13 protein-coding genes are annotated in these 18,990 nt (G+C 70.2%); 5 read left to right on the forward strand and 8 right to left on the reverse strand.

Translation table 11 applies throughout. From position 1 onward, the window contains the following. Positions 1-94: 94 nt before the first annotated feature. Entirely contained in the window at positions 95-2,410 is a 2,316-nt protein-coding gene (gene metE / locus ACFV6E_RS07960) for a 5-methyltetrahydropteroyltriglutamate--homocysteine S-methyltransferase (protein WP_385459944.1), read from the forward strand. 77 nt (positions 2,411-2,487) lie between these two features. On the opposite strand, the gene ACFV6E_RS07965 is transcribed toward metE, so the two are convergent. Beyond that, positions 2,488-3,171 carry a TetR family transcriptional regulator gene (locus tag ACFV6E_RS07965; RefSeq protein WP_385176380.1) on the reverse strand — a complete coding sequence of 228 codons (684 nt, stop codon included), beginning with the start codon at positions 3,169-3,171 and terminating at the stop codon, positions 2,488-2,490. 98 nt (positions 3,172-3,269) lie between these two features. Here ACFV6E_RS07965 and ACFV6E_RS07970 point away from each other — a divergent pair, with 98 nt between their 5' ends. Next, a complete protein-coding gene (locus tag ACFV6E_RS07970) occupies positions 3,270-4,187 on the forward strand; it encodes an SDR family oxidoreductase (RefSeq protein WP_385459946.1) in 918 nt (305 codons plus the stop codon). 384 nt (positions 4,188-4,571) lie between these two features. Further along, entirely contained in the window at positions 4,572-5,012 is a 441-nt protein-coding gene (locus tag ACFV6E_RS07975; protein WP_385459947.1) for a VOC family protein, read from the forward strand. On the opposite strand, the gene ACFV6E_RS07980 is transcribed toward ACFV6E_RS07975, so the two are convergent. The 3 genes from ACFV6E_RS07980 to ACFV6E_RS07990 form a co-directional block, all read right to left on the reverse strand. Next, a complete protein-coding gene (locus ACFV6E_RS07980) occupies positions 4,981-5,394 on the reverse strand; it encodes a hypothetical protein (RefSeq protein WP_385459949.1) in 414 nt (137 codons plus the stop codon). The two genes, ACFV6E_RS07975 and ACFV6E_RS07980, sit on opposite strands and share 32 nt — an antisense overlap. A gap of 138 nt (positions 5,395-5,532) precedes the next feature. Next, positions 5,533-7,536, reverse strand: a complete 2,004-nt coding sequence (locus ACFV6E_RS07985) for a ricin-type beta-trefoil lectin domain protein (RefSeq protein WP_385459951.1) — start codon at positions 7,534-7,536, stop codon at positions 5,533-5,535. A 197-nt stretch (positions 7,537-7,733) separates the two neighbouring features. Then, the gene (locus ACFV6E_RS07990; RefSeq protein WP_385459953.1) at positions 7,734-8,114 is read right to left on the reverse strand and encodes a 4-oxalocrotonate tautomerase family protein; all 381 of its coding nucleotides are present in this window, start codon (positions 8,112-8,114) and stop codon (positions 7,734-7,736) included. A 65-nt stretch (positions 8,115-8,179) separates the two neighbouring features. Between ACFV6E_RS07990 and ACFV6E_RS07995 the strand changes: the two genes are divergently transcribed. Beyond that, the gene (locus tag ACFV6E_RS07995; RefSeq protein WP_385176397.1) at positions 8,180-8,668 is read left to right on the forward strand and encodes a MarR family winged helix-turn-helix transcriptional regulator; all 489 of its coding nucleotides are present in this window, start codon (positions 8,180-8,182) and stop codon (positions 8,666-8,668) included. A 1,340-nt stretch (positions 8,669-10,008) separates the two neighbouring features. Beyond that, a complete protein-coding gene (locus ACFV6E_RS08000) occupies positions 10,009-11,178 on the forward strand; it encodes a hypothetical protein (protein WP_385459955.1) in 1,170 nt (389 codons plus the stop codon). A 40-nt stretch (positions 11,179-11,218) separates the two neighbouring features. Here the strand turns inward: ACFV6E_RS08000 and ACFV6E_RS08005 are convergent, their stop codons facing one another. The 4 genes from ACFV6E_RS08005 to ACFV6E_RS08020 all read right to left on the reverse strand — a co-directional run bounded on the left by ACFV6E_RS08005 (position 11,219) and on the right by ACFV6E_RS08020 (position 18,826). Then, entirely contained in the window at positions 11,219-11,725 is a 507-nt protein-coding gene (locus tag ACFV6E_RS08005) for a nucleotidyltransferase domain-containing protein (RefSeq protein ID WP_385459957.1), read from the reverse strand. 60 nt (positions 11,726-11,785) lie between these two features. Then, on the reverse strand, positions 11,786-12,547 hold the full coding sequence (locus ACFV6E_RS08010) for a ZIP family metal transporter (protein ID WP_385459959.1): 762 nt from the start codon (positions 12,545-12,547) through the stop codon (positions 11,786-11,788). 459 nt (positions 12,548-13,006) lie between these two features. Then, a complete protein-coding gene (locus tag ACFV6E_RS08015; RefSeq protein WP_385459961.1) occupies positions 13,007-16,033 on the reverse strand; it encodes a glycosyl hydrolase in 3,027 nt (1,008 codons plus the stop codon). A gap of 279 nt (positions 16,034-16,312) precedes the next feature. After that, a complete protein-coding gene (locus ACFV6E_RS08020) occupies positions 16,313-18,826 on the reverse strand; it encodes an ATP-binding protein (protein WP_385460033.1) in 2,514 nt (837 codons plus the stop codon). Positions 18,827-18,990: the final 164 nt, after the last annotated feature.

An 18,990-nucleotide genomic window follows, 5' to 3' on the forward strand; every position in this document is an offset into this window, starting at 1 on the left:
TGCGGCGCGGGGCCGTGTCCGTCCGGTTCGTCACCCCTTCGCGCCCGCGTCCCGTCGCCGGGATCTCAGGAATCGTCTCGCGAAGGAGATCTCCGTGACAGCGAAGTCCGCAGGCGCGGCAGCACGGGCCACCGTGTACGGCTACCCCCGCCAGGGCCCCGACCGGGAACTGAAGAAGGCCATCGAGGGCTACTGGAAGGGCCGCGTCACCGCCGACGTCCTCCGGGACACTGCCGCCGAGCTTCGGCGGAGCAACTGGCGGCAGCTCGCCGACGCCGGTATCGACGAGGTCCCCACCGGTGACTTCTCGTACTACGACCACGTCCTCGACGCCACCGTCATGGTCGGCGCGATCCCGGAACGCCACCGGGCCGCCGTCGCGGCGGACGCCCTGGACGGCTACTTCGCCATGGCCCGCGGCACACAGGACGTGGCGCCCCTGGAGATGACCAAGTGGTTCGACACCAACTACCACTATCTCGTCCCCGAGTTGGGCCCGGACACGGTCTTCACCGCCGATTCCGCCAAGCAGGTCGCCGAGCTGGCGGAGGCCCTCGCACTCGGCCTCACCGCCCGGCCCGTGCTCGTCGGGCCCGTGACCTACCTGCTGCTCGCCAAGCCCGCGCCCGGCGTGGCCGCGGACTTCGACCCGCTCACCCTCCTGGACCGGCTGCTGCCCGTGTACGCCGAGGTGTTCACCGACCTGCGCGCGGCGGGCGCCGAGTGGGTACAGCTCGACGAGCCCGCCCTCGTACAGGACCGCACCCGTGCCGAGCTGAACGCCGCCGCGCGCGCCTACCGCGAACTCGGCGCCCTCACCGATCGGCCGAAGCTGCTCGTCGCCTCCTACTTCGACCGGCTCGGCGACGCGCTGCCGGTACTCGCCAAGGCGCCGGTCGACGGGCTCGCCCTCGACTTCACCGAGGCCGCCGCCGCCAACCTGGACGCCCTCGCCGCCGTCGGCGGCCTGCCCGGCAAGCGGCTGGTCGCCGGGGTCGTCAACGGCCGCAACATCTGGGTGAACGACCTGGAGCGTTCGCTGTCCACCCTGGGCACCCTGCTGGGCCTGGCCGACCGGGTCGACGTCTCGTCCTCCTGCTCCCTCCTGCACGTCCCCCTCGACACCGCGCCGGAACGGGACATCGACCCGCAGATCCTGCGCTGGCTCGCCTTCGCGCGGCAGAAGACGCGGGAGATCGTCACCCTCGCCAAGGGCCTCGCCCAGGGCACCGACACCATCGCCGCCGCGCTCGCGGCCAACCGGGCCGACCTCGCCTCCCGCACCGGCTCCCCCATCACCCGCGACCCGGCCGTACGCGCCCGAGCCGCGGCCGTCACCGAGGCCGACGTCCGCCGCTCCCGGCCCTACCCCGAGCGCGCCGCCGCCCAGCGCGCTCGCCTGGGCCTGCCGCTGCTGCCGACCACGACCATCGGCTCGTTCCCGCAGACCGGCGAAGTGCGCGCCGCCCGCGCGGACCTGCGCACCGGCCGCATCGACACGGCCCGGTACGAGGAACGGATCAGGGCGGAGATCCAGGAGGTGATTTCCTTCCAGGAGAAGGCCGGCCTGGACGTCCTCGTGCACGGCGAGGCCGAACGCAACGACATGGTGCAGTACTTCGCCGAGCAGCTCACCGGATACCTCGCCACCCAGCACGGCTGGGTGCAGTCCTACGGCACCCGCTACGTCCGCCCGCCGGTCCTGGCCGGGGACATCTCCCGCCCCGAGCCGATGACGGTGCGCTGGACGACGTACGCGCAGTCCCTCACCGAGCGGCCGGTCAAGGGGATGCTCACCGGCCCGGTCACCATGCTCGCCTGGTCCTTCGTCCGCGACGACCAGCCGCTCGGCGACACCGCCCGTCAGGTGGCCCTCGCCCTGCGCGAGGAGGTGGGCGACCTGGAGGCGGCCGGCACCTCGGTCATCCAGGTCGACGAACCCGCGCTGCGCGAAACGCTGCCGCTGCGCGCCGCCGACCGGCCCGCCTATCTCGCCTGGGCGACCGAGGCCTTCCGCCTCACCACCGGCGGGGTACGCCCGGACACCCAGATCCACACCCACATGTGCTACGCCGAGTTCGGTGACATCGTCCAGGCCATCGACGATCTCGACGCCGACGTCATCAGCCTGGAGGCCGCCCGCTCCCACATGCAGGTCGCCCGCGAACTCGCCGCCCACGGCTACCCGCGCGAGGCCGGACCCGGCGTGTACGACATCCACTCCCCCCGCGTCCCGAGCCCCGAGGAGATCGCCGCACTGCTCCGCACCGCCCTGAACGCCATCCCCGCCGAACGGCTCTGGGCCAACCCCGACTGCGGCCTCAAGACCCGCGGCTGGCCCGAGACCCGCGCCTCACTGGAGAACCTGGTAGCGGCGGCCCGGATCGTACGGGGGCAACTGCCCGGCTGACCCAGGGGTCCGTGGCGGGACCGGGGCCGGTCCCGTCACGGAGCGCGCGAGGTTTCCCGGGGACACGTCGTCGACGCTCAGGGGGCGGCGTCGGCTTGGTCGCCCTGGCGGACCAGCAGGCCGGAGGCGGTGACGGCCGCGGTGCGGCGGACCAGGTCGGTGAAGTCCAGGCGCATGGCCGCCAGCGCCGGATCGGAGGCGTAGACCGCGAGCATCGCCTCCGAGGGGCGACTGCACTGCCAGGCCGACATGGCCATCAGCAGCGTCGACTCCACCAGAGCAGCGGCGGCGTCGGGGCCGAGTTCGGGAAGGTGGCGCAGCACGAGCCGGACCAGACCTTGGAGTGACTGGCGGGCCGTGTGCTTGTGCCGGATGCCGAGCTCGGTGGAGATGTTCTGCTCCAGGACCGCGCCCTGCGCGCTGAACAGGTCGCACATGACCGGCCGCTGCGCCAACGAGGTGGCCAGGAGTGCGGCCAGCCGGTCTCCGCGCTCGCGGGCGGTGCCCGGGCCGGGCGCGGGCAGCTCCTCCAGTTCGGCGATCCAGTGCTGGGTCTCGGTGTCGAGCAGGTCGAGCAGGACCGCCTCGCGCGACTCGAAGTAGCGCAGCACGTTCGCCTTGGCCAGACCGACGCGACGGCTCAGCTCGTTCAGGCTCAGCTTCGCGACCGGCATCTCGGTCAGCATCGCGGCCGTGGTGTCCAGGATCTGGCGTCGCCGCTCGCTGCGCTGTTCGTCGGTGCGGGCACGTTGGAAGGTCACCTCCCCATGTTACAAACCAGCGGTACTTTGCTTAGATACCACTGGTCCGTTACTGTGGTGCGGAGACAAGATACCGGCAGTACTTAATGAGGTGCGTCATGTACCAGGTCCCTGAACAGCACGGAAAACTCGCCGTCGTGACCGGCGCGAACAGCGGCACCGGCAAGGAGGCCGCCAAGCGGCTGGCCGCGGCCGGAGCCCACGTCGTACTCGCCGTGCGCACGCCGGCCAAGGGCGAACAAGCCCGGAAGGAGATCCTGGCCGCACACCCCGGAGCCCGGACGGAGGTCCGCCACCTGGATCTCGCCGACCTGGCCTCGGTCCGCGCCTTCGCCGCCGGGCTGGTCTCCGACGGCAGGCCACTGGACCTCCTGCTGAACAACGCCGGAGTGATGAACGTGCCCCAGCGCACCGAGACCGCGGACGGTTTCGAGCTCCAGCTCGGCAGCAACTTCCTCGGCCCGTTCGCCCTGACCGTCCGACTGCTGCCCCTGCTGCTGACCGCTCCCGCCCCGCGGGTGGCCACGATGAGCAGCGGCACCGCCAACCGGGCACGCATCGACTTCGAGAACTTGCAGTCCACGCACGGCTACAGCCCCACCCGGGCATACGCCCAGTCCAAGCTCGCCGATCTGCTGATGATGCTGCACCTCGCCGACCTCGCGGCACTGCACGGCTGGCCCCTGCTGTCGGCCGGCGCGCACCCCGGCTACACCCGTACCAGCCTGCAGACCTCGGGCCCGACCCTGAACGGCGGCCGGCCCGGCCTGCTGGAATCACTGCTGTACAAGATCGTGCCGTCCCAGGGACCGGAGCAGGGCACAGAACCCCTGCTGTACGCGGCCACCAGCCCCGACGCCACAGCCGGCGGCTACTACGGTCCCCGTTGGGCGGTGGTCGGCCCGACCAAGGCCACCGCCCTTCCGCGCAGCGCCCAGGACAAGACCTCCGCGGCACGCCTGTGGACCGAGGCCGAAGAACTCACCGGCGTCTCGGCAGCCGACAGCATCCGCTGACCACCCGGTCCGACAGCCGGCGGGCCCGACGACATCCCACGGGATGCGAGCACCGTGCGGGCTCTTCAGCTTCCCTAGCCGTTGATGTCCCGGAATCCCTCGGGCGAGGCCGGCCGTGTGGTTCCTGCGGTCCCGGCGAGACCGAGGGAGCGTCCGTGCCCGGCCAGCGACCCCTCACCGGAGCCGAGAAGCTCGCGGGGGCGAAGCTCGGCGGTATCCCGGTTCCCGGGTCCGCTCCAACTTCGTCAACGGCAACAAGAAGCTGCCGGTCGAGGTGACTCTCGCCTGACCGTCCGATGTCGAGAACGCGGCACCGGCTCCGTCCCCGGGGTACCAGCGGTCCGAACGGACCGCGCGACGAAGAAGACGAAGAAGGAGCACCCCGTGACGATTCAGCGGATGGACAACGTAGGCATCGTCGTCGACGACCTGGAGGCCGCCGTCGCCTTCTTCACCGAGCTCGGCATGGAGCTGGAGGGCGAGGCGCAGCTCGAAGGGGACTGCCCGGACCGGATGCTCGGCCTCGACGGGGTCCGCAGCGCCATCGCGATGATGCGCACCCCGGACGGCCACGGCAAGCTGGAACTGACCAAGTTCCTCGCCCCCGCGGCGGTCACCGCCGGACCGCTCGACCCGCCGCCGCACACGCTGGGCCTGCACCGTGTCATGTTCGCCGTCGACGACATCGACGACACGATCACCCGCCTGCGCCGCCACGGCGCCGAACTCCTCGGCGAGGTGGCGCAGTACGGGACCATCTACCGCCTCTGCAACCTCCGAGGCCCCGCAGGCATCATCGTCGCCCTGGCCGAACGGATCGGCTAGGGCGTGTTGCGAAGGTCGCGTCGTTCGCCCGACGGGCGGGCCGCGCGGCAGGCGGGACTTCGTCGAGGTGGTAGTCGGCGGCCAGCGCATCGCGCAACTGATCGCGGTCGCACTCCGCCCAGGTCTGGAAACTCCCGCCGCCGGTCGCGTCCAACCGAGGCAGCACGACGTTCAGAAGCAGCCACACGGCACCTGCGACGGACGCGATGCCGGGGACGGCGAGAAAGGTGACCGGCAACGAGTGCTGCAACAGCTGACCCACATCATCGGCGAAGGCACCCGCTGCGACGGCGACCACGGCGAGGGCCACGGAAGCCTGGGTGTTGGCGCTCTGCAACTCACTGCGCACGGCGGCGGTCTCATGTTCAGCGCGGGAAACCATGACACCCCCGAGTGACGACGCCGCCGCTGAGCCCTGAGCCCTGAGCCCTGAGCCCTGGCGATGGTCGCCGGACAGCGTAGCGTGCGCCGCCTCCGGCCGGACAGAGCGTCACAGCGCCCATCGCCTCCGCCAAGGCCGCTAACTCAGCGTCCACTTCTGGTTGGTCTGGCCGTTGCAGGTCCACAGGACCAGCTGGGTGCCGTTGGAGGTGCCGGCTCCGTAGGCGTCCAGGCAGAGGCCGGCGTTGACGTTGACGAGCGTGCCGTCGGTGCCCACGTTCCACTTCTGGTTGGTCTGGCCGTTGCAGTCCCAGATCACGACCTTGGTGCCGTTGGTCGTGCCGAGATTGTAGGCGTCCAGGCATTTGTTGCCGTACACAACGAGTTCCTTGCGCGCGGTGTACGTCCACTGCTGGTTCTGGCCGCCGTTGCAGTCCCACAGCTCGGCCTGGGTGCCGTTGGTGATGGTGTTGTCGTAGACGTCGAGGCAGCGGCCCGAGCCCGTTCCGACGGCGAGTGTGCTGTTGGCTCCGGGCAGCGGGCGGACCGTGATGTCCGCCAGCGTGGGCGCGCCGGTGAACGTGAGCGTGTTCGCGGAGCCCTTGGACAGACCGACCTGGACCGAGATCGTGCCCTGGGCGGAGCCGGTGGGCGGGAAGGAGACCGCCGTCGGGCCCTGGCCGTTGACCTTGAGGGTCGCGGTGCGGGCACCGGAGGTGTTGTTGGTGTAGGCGACGTCTACGGTCTTCACTCCGGTGCTCCCGGACACCACGCCGGAGAAGGCCGACGTACCCGTGTACGTGCTGCTCGCCGCCTCGGTGCCCCCGGTCACCGTGAGCATGACCGAACCCCCGGCCGGAACACTGGTGGTGTAACTCGTCCCGTACGAGCCGATATTGGTGCGGGCCCACAGATCGCGGACGGTCGCGTTCGCGTTGGTCAGCCCGAGGTCGGACCAGCGGACGGTGATGTTCTGCGCGGCGGAGCTCCGGTTGAGGAGCACGACCGCACGGTTGCCGGTGCCGGACAGGACCTTGCCGTAGACCTGGAGACCGCTGGCGTCCTCGGCGATCTTGACGCCCTGAAGACCGCGCGGGTCCTGATCCACGGCGATGACCTCGGGGTTCTTGAGGATGTTCGCCGTCTCGGTCGTCATCGTGGCCAGGTTGTTCCCCGCGAGCAGCGGTGCTCCGGAGATCGCCCACAGGTTCATGTGGGTGCGGTTCTGGGCGGCGGTGAAGCCGGTCATGCCGGTCATCAGCATGTCCGGGTCGTTGTAGTAGCCGGTGTGCTGGGCGAGCGGGTGCAGCGCCTGGTCGAAGTTGGACAACATGTTGGCCGTCGACGGACTGTTGCCCCAGTAGATGATGTCGGTGCTGGTCCGGTACATCGGCGCCAGGCCCGGCGCCCAGTTCCAGGGGTTGGCCTTGCCCCAGTTGCAGACGGAGAGGGTGAGCGGCCGGCCGGTGGCCGCCGTCGCCGCGGCCACCGCGTCACTGATCGCCTTGTACGCCGTCGGCGCGTCGAGACCTTCCGCGTCGCCGCCGCACCAGTCGACCTTCACGAAGTCGAAGCCCCACTTGGAGAACTGGAGCATGTCCTGCGCGTAATGGCCCTCGCTGCCGGAACCCGGGGCGGCGGGGCGGCCCGTCGGGTAGTAGTAGCCACAGCCGTCCTTGCCCGCGTCGGTGTAGATACCGGCCTTCAGGCCCTTGCTGTGGATGTAGGCGGCGATGGCAGCCATGCCGCCGGGCCACTCCGACTCGTCCACGGTGATGTTGCCGCCGCTGTCGCGGGTGCCCTGCCACCAGCCCTCGTCGATGTTGATGTACTGGTAGCCGGCGGCCGGAAGACCTGCCGCCACGAACGCGTCGACCTGCGCCTTGATCACGTCGTAGTCGATGACGGCCGCGAAGCTGTTCCAGGACGCCCAGCCCATGGGCGCGGCCGGAACCGGTATCTGACGCGCTGTCGCGGCCTGCGCCGAGACCGGTATCTCATGCTCTGTCGCGGCCTGCGCCGGGGCCGGCTGTACGAAGAGCAGCGCGGCGGCGGCTGTCAGGGCGAGCAGGAGAGCGCGGACGACGGCGGCTCTGCCACGTCTCACGAGTCCTTCGCGGGCGGTTCTCGGCGGAGAGTACACGCGGTTCCTTCCAGTGATGGGGGCACCAGAATCTGATCGCAATCTCGAACAAGGGCCGACGATTCGAACACCGTGCGGGCCGAAGGTAGGCCCGTACGGGGGTGAAGTCAACGGATGCGACAGGGGGTGATCCAGCACTTCCCATCGGCATCCGCCTGCCCCGTGCGCGACCACCGCGCCCTCCGCCGCTTCGAGCGTCACACGGCGCGGGTGCCGCCGACGAAGGTGCGTTCCGGCGGCGACGCGACGAGTTCGACCATGGTGCCGGCGCGGAGGTCCTCGCCTACGACGCGCGTGACCGCTTCGGTGAGGGCGGCGCCGAGGCGCGTGGTGATCCGGGCAGCATCGGGGCGGTCGAAGACGCCGGCGCGGACGCCCAGGACCACCGAGGCGTTCGCGTCCACGGCCTTGCCGCCCTGCGCGAAACGGCCTGCGGGGACTCCGGCCAGGCGGATGCTCACGAGGGCACGGGCCCATTCGCCGTAGACGTCGACGACAGCGTCGGTCAGCGCGGCGATGAGTCCGGGTTCGTTGCCGGACAGCCTGCTCTCTGGAAGATGGACAGTGAGGTGCGGCATAGTGACCCTCGTTTCTCTTTGCCCACAAAGCCTTTGTCCTCAAAGGTATTCGAAAGAGGTCGCTCATGTCCACGAGTTCGGACGGTCCGGCCGTCGACGAGGCCGTCCGCACGCTGCTGTTGCTCATGCCACGGCTCGTCGGCCGGGCCAAGCGTCTGCCCATGCCGTCGGCGCTCCAGGGCCTGGATCTGGCACCGCGACACCTCGCGCTCCTGGCCCACCTGGAGTACGACGGCCCCATCAGCGTCAACGAGTTGGCCTCCCGGCTGGAGGTGGCCCCGACGACCGTCAGCCTCATGGTCGGCGAACTGTCACGGCTGGGCGTCCTGGAACGCACCGCCGATCCCGCCGACCGCCGCCGCCGCATCATCACCATCGCTTCCGCCTACGCCGTACCGATCGGCGAATGGCTCTCCGGCAGCGCCTCCGCCTGGGAAACCGTCATGCGCGACCTCGCCCCCGCGGAACGCGCCACGGTCATCGCCGCCCTGCACGCCTACGAGACCGCCTTGGAGCAGGCGGGCGGTCAGCATGGGAACACGCGGGCGCGCTAGCGGGGTGGATGGGCAACTCCGGTAGTGGCTCAGACGGTCCGTAGATCGAACACGTTCGCTCGCCGACCCCATGACGTTCCTGACCCTCCGGTCTCGCCACAAGGGGAAACCCTTTTCGAAATCTGAGCGGCGGAGTCGGTCGACTGACCGACCGGTAGCCTGGTTCGGTGATCGACTTGCAGGTGCGGGATGAGTCCGGGGCAGTCCTCGCGCACTCCCCGGGTGTTTCTTGGGACGAGGCGCTCGCGGACATCGACCGGGCGGAGTTCCCGTGCTCGCCGGGGTGTGCCCGTACGCCGACACCGTTTTCAACACCTGGCAGATATCCATGCTGCTCGAGGAACTGGAACGACTGCCCGTGGAGCGTGCCGGTCCTTGGCTGGAAGAGGTGCGGTCCATGTGCCGGACGGCGAAAGAAGGGCCCCATCGGTACGTTTGGTTCATGGGTGACTGATCGGCCGGCCTCTGCCGTGCTTCTGACCGGCTCGGTGATCGTGCCGTCGTGCAGAGAGGCCGTTGTTGCGCGGGGTGTGACCGTGTGAGGCCCGTTCCGACCCGCTTCAGCATCTGACCGAGCAGGTGCAGAGCGCGCGCTCGTATCGGTGCTTCGCGGGAGGTGCCGCGCCAGTGGTCGCCGGTGAACGTGTCGACGGCAGCGAGCGTCCGGGCGTCGTCATCCGCGGCCAGTATCAGGACGAAGCGCACGTGGTCCCCGATGTCGGTGCCCCGTGGATGGTGCTCCACGAAGTCCCGAAGCCGTGGAGTCAAAGCGGGCAGTGTGCGGGCAGAGGGGAACACCACGGCGAGGCCCGCGAGGGCCAGTCGGACCGCCGGACACTCGGCTGCCCATCGCCGCCTTCCAGGCGGACTCGAGCCTGGCGTTCATGCACCCGGCGTTCACCGAAGCCCTTGAAGCCGCGATCGGCACCTTCCTCCAGGGACTCGTCGCGGAAACCGCCGACGCAAGCTGACACGCGCCTTCAAGCGGTCAATCGACCAGTCAGTCGGTCGGCCAGTCAATCAGTCGGTCGGCCAGTCAGTCGGTCGGTCAATCGGCCAGTCGGTCAACCGGTCACTGGCCGCGATTCCGGCTTACACGATCGAGTGGTCGCACCGGCGGCCTCACGCAGGGGTGAGCCGCGCGGGGCCCGGCCGTCGCGGCTCGCGATGACTGCCGGACCCACGCCCCCAGGCGCTGCCCCGGCCCGGGCAGGACGAGCAGTGGCGGACGCCTCGGAAAAGCCGCGCGGCAGAGGTGCGGTAGGCGGCCCCGAGTGATCTCCGCCGGGCCGCGGCGCCCATACTGGTACGAGCACGTGCCCCTGCTTCCCCAAGGACCCATGCCCACCTCTCCCGCAGCCCGCCCCACGACTCCGGCCACGGTGTGGCCGGCTCGCGGTCGCCACGTCGGACCCGACGCCGAGGGCGTACTCCGTCACACCCTGCGCCAGCTCAAGGACGACCACGTCATCGACGACTTCATGGAAGTTCCCGATGCCGGCGACTCCTCCGCATACACCTTCGAGGCCCGCTGGCGGGTCCCCGACGACGTGACCGTACGCGCCCGGCTGAGCCTCGCGCCCCATACGGGCGGCGGGCGGGAGTGGACCCTGCTCGCGGAGGCGGAACAGCCGTGGGACACGGCCTGGCCCTCCCCCGTCACCCGGTTCTGGCCGGAGTACGGCGACTGGGACCACAACGCGGCCACAGGGCTGTCGCTGAGCAGGATCAACACTCTGCCCGAGGACGACAAGGACGCACGGCGCCTGCTCAAGACCTCCGCGCACGACGGATGGTGCATCCACGTCGTCGTCCACGAGGCCATGGCCCATGACGAGCGCGGACGGCTGCCCCTCGCGCGATGGCTGCCGCCGAGCCTGCGCCACCGCGTCGTGGAACACCGGGCCGCGCCGCATCAGCTGCGGGTCGCGCAGTGGGCGCTGCGGGACGTCGACGTGACGTTGCCACGCGGCGGTGCGGTGGTGCTGCCCGGCACCGCGGCCTCGTCCGGCTACGAGGCCGAGGACTTCGCCGTACGCACGGTGTTCCTGGACGGTTCGGAGCCGGCTGATCTCGTCGCGGCGGTGCAGCGGTTCGCCGCGCTGCCGCGTCCGCTGCCGGACGGGGCCGACGAGGCCCTGACCGCGCTGCGGGAGGACTGGCGCCTCCTCACTCTTCGGGAGGAACTCGCCCGGGAACGGCAGCGGGTGGCGAGGTACGCCGAGGCGCTGGAGGCCATGGCGAAGTCCCGGGACCTGTACCGGGAGGCGGCCGAGCGTGCCAACGAGGCGCTGGCCGTCTACCGCGAATTCGCCGACGCCGCTCCCGCCGAGCAACAGCCGTCCGCAACCCGGCCGACGTCCCCGTTCCAACAGCTCACCCGGACGCTGGAGCGACTGAAGGACAGCACCAAGGCATTCCGCCCCACCGCGACGGACCAGAGCAAAGAGGACACGAACACCCAGTCGACCGACCGCGACCGACAGGATCCTTCGCGCGACACCGAGTGACTGCGCGGCGCCGGTTCCCCCACCTCGGCGTTTCGCGACGCTAGCCGTCGCGACGCGGCGGCCCCGCGGCGGATGTCCCGTCGAGTCCCCTGAGCAGAGCGATGTCGTGGTGATCGACGTCCCTCAGCGCGTAGCCCCGGCGGAAGGCGAGCTGCTGGGCGACCGACAGGCATGGAACGGTGCGCCCCCGGATACGGCCGACGGTGAACGCCCCCTGAGGGTAGAGGAAGTAGCCGTCCTGGAGGTCGGCCTGCCGCCCCACGCCCAGCGCGTCGAAGGCGACCGGATGGAGGTCCACCCAGCGCCGGCCGGGCGCCGCGAGCTCCGCGCGCGCAGGCCGCTGATCCGTCTCTATCCGGTAGTCCAGGGCAGCCAGGGCTTCGATCGCCGAGGCCTCGGTCGCCGCGTCCAGGGCCAGATCGACGTCCCGATGGGCGCGCGTCCGCCGTCCTACGAGGACGTCCACGCCCCACCCACCGGCGACCCAGCAGGGCACGTTCGCCGAGCGCAGGGCATCGAGCACGTCGAAGAGATCCGCGATGTCCATCGCGGCCACTCAACTGGACCGCCGGGTTTTACGCAAACAACTAACGCGCCATGGGACAGGTCAGCCATGGGACAGCGCGAAAGAGACGAGGAACCCGCACACAGTGATCATCCCGATCGCCAAGTGCGCGTCCTCGAACGCCTCGGGGATCATCGTGTCCGCGACCATCGCGAGAATGGCACCGGCCGCCACCGCTGTCACGGCCGCGATCACAGCCGGGGAGAACGCGCCGATGACCGTGTAGCCGAGCACAGCGGAGACCGTGCTCGCGGCCGCGATCGACGCCCACACCCCGAACACGTACGCGTTGCCCCGCCCCGCCCGCTTCATCCCCGCACTGCTGGACAGCCCCTCGGGCACATTGCTGATGAACACGGCCACGACCGTCACGAGGCTGACCGATCCGCCGTCCAGCAGACTCACCCCGATGACCGCGGACTCCGGGACCCCGTCCAGCAACGCGCCGAGGGCCAGCGCCGCCCCCGAACCGCCCTGCTCGCTCTCTGACGGCTGAGACCGCGCCGCCCGGCTGCCGGACCGCTTGCGATGCCGGGCACCACGCCGGGCCAGCCACACGTTGCCCAGGGTGTAAGCAGCGGCACCGGCGAGGGTGCCCACTGCCGCCGGGGCCAGTCCAGCCTGGTCGTACGCCTCACCGACCAGTTCGAAGGAGACCGCCGACAGCAGCACCCCGGCTCCGAACGCCATCACGGAGGCGATCACCTTCTGCGGCACCCGAAGCCCGTAGCCGAGTCCGGCGCCCAGCAGCAGTGCCGATCCGGCCAGGAGTCCCCACAGTCCTGCCTGCACCACTTCATCCATGGCGGCACGTGTACCCGATCTTCAGACGTGTCACGCGGCGCGCCGTTCAGGCCGGCTCGTGACGCGAGCGGCCCTCGGACGGCAGCCTGGTGCTCTTCGACCGCGTCGGCCTGGTCGCGCGCCGGGCTGACCGGCTCAAAGCCGTGGCGGCCCGCGTCCGTGCCGGCGGCAGCGCCTGTCACACCTGGGTGGCTGACGCGGGCGAGATGGAGGCCGCGGCAAACGGCCGCTGCGACGGCAGCACTGCGCGCCATCGAGGCGGAGCGCGCCGATGCCGCGTTCCCCATGACGACGGCGGCGCTGACCCGCATGCTCCGGCTGCTGCCCGCCTCCGCGCGAGGGGCCGCCTTGCGGCGTCTCGCGCGCGGATGAGCCGCCGGCACCGCAGCCCTGCGGGAGTGCCCGTCGGGGTCTTTCCCCGACGGGCACTCCCGTACGAGCGGTGGCGGACAGCTTGGCTCAGCCGACCCTGGTGACGCTGTACGGGGTCAGTGTCACCGGGCCGACGAGGCCGTTGGGCTGGGCGGTGCGCGAGGACAGGGCGCTGTTCAGGGTGCGGAGCCGGTTGATCAGCGAGGTGGAGACCTGCACGGTGATCGTGTTCTTGCCGGCGTGGAGGTAGGTGCCGATGTCGGCCGTCGCACTGAGCTGGTTCGGTGTGGGCACCTCGGTGCCGTTGACCGTCAGGCTGAAGGAGTCGGTGACCTGGCCCAGGCCGAGGCGCGCTCCGGTGCCCTTCTTCCACGACGAAGGCAGGGTGACGGTCGTCGTGTAGGTGCCGACACCGGAGGCGTCCTTCAGTTCCGGTATCCCGGTCCAGGCCGTCAGCCTCTTGAGGTCGACGTGGACGGTATTCTTGTCGGTCCTCACCGCGTCCGCGCCGGTGGTCCCGTAGGCCGCGGCGGGCCGCCAGTCCTGCGCGTTCAGACTCCAGGGCGCGGTGGTCAGGTCAACGGCCGGGCCCGCCGAGGAGACCTTGGTGGTGACCTTGCGGCCGTTGCTCAGGACGGTGGTGTACGTGCCTGCCTCGGCGGCTGTGACGGCGAGGCCGCCGTCGGGCTGGAGTACGGCGGAGTCGGCCGTGGTGGACACCACGTGCAGGGACCCCGTGCGGTGGGAGCCGAAGCGCTCGGGGTCGGGGCTCAGGGCGATGACCGTGCTGTCGTCGCCGGTGAGCGACACGTGGACGGTGACGCTGTCCTGGTGTGCCGTGTACTCGGCGATCGGAGTGATTTCCCCGGTCCAGGTGTTGAGCTGGTAGGGCGTGCCGTGGCCCTGGAGGGTGACGTCGGTCTCGGTCGGCTCGGCGGAGGTGTTGGGCTCGAACAGGGTGGCCGGCTCGTCGTCCTGGGTGACCGTGGACTGGTTGTAGAGCCAGTAGTAGTCGGTGTCGGCGTCCTGCCGGTGCACGGACAGCAGCGGGCTGTCGGTGGCCGGCTCGGCCGAGGGCTTGATGCCGAGCTTCTTGAGCAGGGCGGGGACGTCAGCCTCCGAGGCCACGACGTGTACCGACCTCTGCTTCAACAGGGCCGCCATGGCCGACCGAACTCCGCTGTCGGCCTTGGTGTCGATACCCGGAGAGGTGCTGGGCGCGGCTCCGACGATGATCACCGGCAGGCCGGCCCTGGCGTAGCCGAGGATCTTCTTCGCGGTGTCCGCCGGGATGCTGTCGCGGGAGGCGGCGGCGGTGGGCAGCTGCGTGCTGTCCAGGATCAGCGCCTTGTAATCGGGTCCGTCGGCGGCGAGCCGCTTGTTCCTGACGGTCGCGTTGGGCTCGTCCAGCAGGGTCGGGTTGACGTAGTCGCGGGTGTAGCCGGCTCTCGACAGCTTCGGGTCGGACCAGTACTGGAGGTCGTTCTGGTTGTAGGGCTGCTGGTAGGTGTAGTTCTGCGAGTAGACGGCGACGTCCGTCCTGGCCTCGCCCTGCGTCAGGACGAGCTGGTTGCGGGCGAAGTAGTCGTTGTAGACCTTGGCGTCCGACGCCCAGTCCGGATTACGGTCTCCCCACGACCCGGAGAAGCTGGTCGGGAAGAGCGAGTAGCCCGGCCAGGTCGAGGTGTTGCCGGTGTCGGACGGGTAGGTGTGGTAGACGAGCTTGGTCACACCGCCGGCGTACGCCTTGTTCATGCGGATGACCTGGTCCTGGAGCGTCTGCGCGTAGGCCTGGTTGACGGCCGCGGAGCCCTCGATCGAGTACCACTTGTTGCCGGTCATGTGGTTGGCGGACGCCTCGGGCAGGTAGTTGTCGACCTCGTCACCGAACCACAGCGTCTCCGTCTCGACCCGGTCGAGGTTGGCCGCGGCCTGGATGGAGTCGACCGCGGCGCCGTTCTCACCGTAGGGCTGGAGGCGTATCGCGTAGTGGTAGGTGCTCTTGGCCCACTTCTTCAGGGGCGTGACGTGGTTGTCGATCCAGAGGTCGGTGCGCGCCTGGTCGAAGTCGTTGCGGAACTTCTTCGACGTCTTGCTGTCGAACTCGAAGGCCCAGGCCGTCGCGCTGGCACTGGAACTGCCCTGCCTCACCAGCAGGGGCAGGTAGTCGGTGATGGAGTAGCCGGCTTCGCGTTTGAAGTCGGCCTTCATCGAGTTGCTCCACGTGTCCGTGGGGCTGCCCCGGTCACCGGTGTGGGAGTCGTAGAGGAAGTCGGCGCCGTTCGCGCGCATGAACTGCCTGACCGGCGCGAACTGTTCGTCCATGTTGCCGGTCAGCGTCTTCGTGCCCGCCTTGGTCAGCAGGTCCGGCTGCGCCTGGACGCCCACGCTCCAGAAGGCGAGCACCGTCCAGTCACCACCCGACGGGGCGGTCCACTCCAGGGAGCCGGTGGTGGTGCCTCCGTCGACACCGGCCGTGTCGGTGTTCTTCACCCTGGAGGTGAGGTCGACAACGGAACCCTCGTCGAGGGTGGTCGCACCGCTGGTCGCGCAGGAGCCGCTGCACCGGTAGGCGAGGACGGAGACCAGCGTGGTGCGGTTGCCGGTGGAGGGCTTCGGCAGCGCGCCGGAGATGCTTTTACCTCCGCCGACCGCCTTGCTGCCGTACGAGAGCTGCTTGCGCGCCTGGTCGTCGTCGATGGAGAAGCCGTCGGGGGCCGACACCGGCCCGTGCGACAGACTCAGCGCGATGCCCAGGCTGTTGGCCGTCTTGAAGAGGGCGGTGAGCTTGTCGCCGGAGGGGAAGTAACCCTGACCGATCTCCGCGCCCGCGATCCCCTCCGACGCCATCTCCTTCAACTCCCGCTGGAGTTCGGCGATCGAGGAGTCCGCGGAGAGGGTCCAGCGCACCCAGGGCCGGTCGGCCGAGCCCGGATCGCTGAAGCTGGCGGCCGTCAGCCGCGCGCCGAGGGCGGCGGACCGGCTCTCGGCGGAGGTCTGCCCGGCGGAGGCACTCGGTACGGCGACACCGATGCCCGCCGCGGTCAGCAGCGCCACCACGAACGGCAGCGTGCCGCCCGACCGGCGCCCGAGCGAGGGTCTTCTGACGTTCAACGCGACCACGCCTTTCTGCCGTCGGCGACGCTGCCGACGCGCTTGTTGAATCGATTCAATAGAGAAGCGATTCGTCCTGGGAGCGAGCCACCCGGGACAGAGGATGACAGTAAGCACGGTCGTGATCGGGGTCAATCGGTGTGCGCGAAAGTTTTCGGAGATGGGGCGTGAATGGCGGGTGGGTGCTTCGCCCGCAGCCAGGGATTTGAACGGTTCAATCACGCGATGCGTCCATGTCTTCCCGACGGGCACAGAACCCGGATACCGGCCCCGCTGTCCTCACCAGCCCGCAGGCCGCAAGTGAGGCAGGGACGTCTCGTGCTGGACGCCCAGTTCGGTGGTGATCTCCGTGGCTCTCCGCTGATGGCGCTCGGCCGTCTTCGGGTCGTCCACGCGCAGCGTTTGTGCGAGTTGGTGGAGCGCTCGTGCTCTTTCGTGCGAGTGGCGGCCCTGGACCGCGAGGGCGAGGGCGGCCTCGTACTCGTGGATCGCCGTGGCCGTCTCTCCGAGAGCGGTCAGGGTCGCGCCCAGTTCGATGCGGGCGCAGGCTTGCAGGCGCGGGTCGCCGTGCAGCATGTGAACGGCGGAGCGCTGAGTCCGTACGGCGTCTTCGGGGTTGCCCCTCAGCCGCTGCACCGCTCCGAGGAGGACCAGTGCCTCCGCTTCGCCTTCCCGGTCACCGATGGCACGGCGCACGACGAGTGACTGCTCCAGGTGACCGAACGCCTCGTCGTGATCGCCGAGCAGGATGAGACAACGCGCCAGGGCGGTCAGCACGTGGTCGTTGGGCGCCAGTCCGCCCAACTCCGCACAACTGGCGTACGCCTCCCGCAGGTACGGCAACGCGGCCTGGTGCTCGCCGCGCAGCCCCCGCACGACACCGCGGGTCCAGCAGGTGATGATTTTCGCGTCGAGTCCCAGCGGGGACAGGGCGGTGAGCTCGGCGAGTTCGGCGAACGCCTGCTCCGCGTGCTCCTGAGCCGCATCGAGGGCTCCGCGGCGCAGGAGCATCAGTCCGAGCAGGGCGAGGGCGTGCGCGTGGAACTCGGTGCTTCCGCGTGACTTCGCCGAGGCGGCCAGCAGTTCGTGGGCGGCCGAGGTGTGGCCTGCGGACCAGTGCGCCAGAGCCAGCAGCGTGTTCAGCAGCAGCTCGCCGCCGTCGGCCGTCTCCCGGGCAGCGGACACTCCCTGCTCGAGCAGTTCGATGGAATCGCCCGCCAGGTTGCGGGCCAGGAACCGCCACAGCACGACGGCCAGCCGCCAGGCGTAGTCGCTGTGCCCTTCCGCGGTGGCGCACCGCGTCGCGGCCAGCAGGTTGCTTCGCTCCGCGGTCAGCCAGGCGTGCGCCGTCGCGGTCTCCGGGCCGGTCCCGGTGCCGAGACGGGCCGTTGCATCCGTCGCGGTCGCCAGGTAGTGGTCGAGCATCCGCTTGACCATCTGCCGGTCGAGGGACAGGCTCCGGGCGTACTGCCGCACCAGGTCGTGCTGACGGTAGCGGCCGGGAACGGCCTCCTCCACAAGATGGACGTCGACCAGCCTCTGGAGTGCGTCGTCCGCGTCGTCCGGCGACATGCCGGCCATCGCCGCGACCACCGCGGCGTCCGCGTCGGCACCGGGGTGCAGCCCCATCGCATGGAAGACGCGCTTGTCCTCCGACGGCACCTGGGCGTACGACATCCGGAACGCCACGGCCACTCCCTGCCCGGCCATGGACAGTTCCGGCAGTCGCCGCCGCGAGTCTCCGAGGCGGGCGGACAGATGCGCGACCGGCCACGCGGTGCGGTGCGCCAGCCGTGCCCCGGACAGCCTCAGCGCCAGCGGCAGGCCCCCGCAGAGCTGGACTATCCGCGCGACGGCCGCCGGCTCGTCGGCCACCCTGTCGGCGCCCACGATGCGGGTGAAGAACGCGGCGGCCTCCTGATCGGGCAGTACCGCCAGGGACAGGGGCCGGGCCGCGGCCAGACCGGCCAGCCTGGACCTGCTGGTCACGATCGTCACCCCGGGGCCGGACGGCAGCAGCGGAGCCACCTGCTGCTCGTCGACGGCATTGTCGAGGATGACCAGCAGGCGCGCATTCGCCGTCTGCACCCGCCAGTTCGCCTCCAGACCGTCCGAGGCCGCGATCCCGAGCTGTCCCAGCAGGATCTCCAAAGCCTCGTCCGTGGTCAGCGGCGTCTTCCCCTCGCTGTAACCCTGCAGGTCCACGAACAACCGACCGTCAGGGAACCGATCGGCGAGCAGGTGTCCGGCGTGCACGGCGAGAGCGGTCTTGCCGACCCCGGCCATCCCGTCGATGGCGTGGACGACGGCCCTGCCCTCGACGGGTGCGGTCAGGCGACTCATCTCCTGCTCGCGGCCGGTGAAGTCCGGAAGGTCGCGGGGAACGTGGTGAGGCGCGCGGACGGGAGGAACGGTGCCGGCTTCGGTCGGTGGGATGCGGGCGACGGCGCGCACCCCCAAAGACGCGGCCTGCCGGAATTCGGACGGGCCGACGGCCTGTGAGCCGATGGCCTGCGGACCGGCGGTCTGCGAGCCGATGGCTTGCGAGTCGATGGCCTGTGAGCCGGTGGCCTGCGAGTCGGCCAGGCGGCGGTGTGCTGCCATCCAGTCGTGGATGTCCTCGGGCGGGCAGCCGCAGGCCCGGACGAACGCGACGACGACATCGGGGCGCGGCAGTGCCGGACGACGGAGGACATCGGCCGTCGTACTGCGGGCCAGCACCTCTCCCCGCTCCGCCGCGCGCTCCTCCAACTGCCGGTAGGTCAGCCCCGAGCGTTCCTTGAGCCGTCGCATCGCAGCCACGTACTCAGCGGCGTTCCGGACCTCCTGCGGTGCTGACGTGCCCTCGCTCCCCATGGCACACATCCTCACTCGTGCCCAGGCAATCAACAACTGCCGGTCTTGACTTTGGAAGTTCACTCGGCACGGTGACCGCTCAGGGCGCCGGGCAATCTGCT

It is taken from the genome of Streptomyces sp. NPDC059785, assembly GCF_042732375.1.
Taxonomy (GTDB): domain Bacteria; phylum Actinomycetota; class Actinomycetes; order Streptomycetales; family Streptomycetaceae; genus Streptomyces.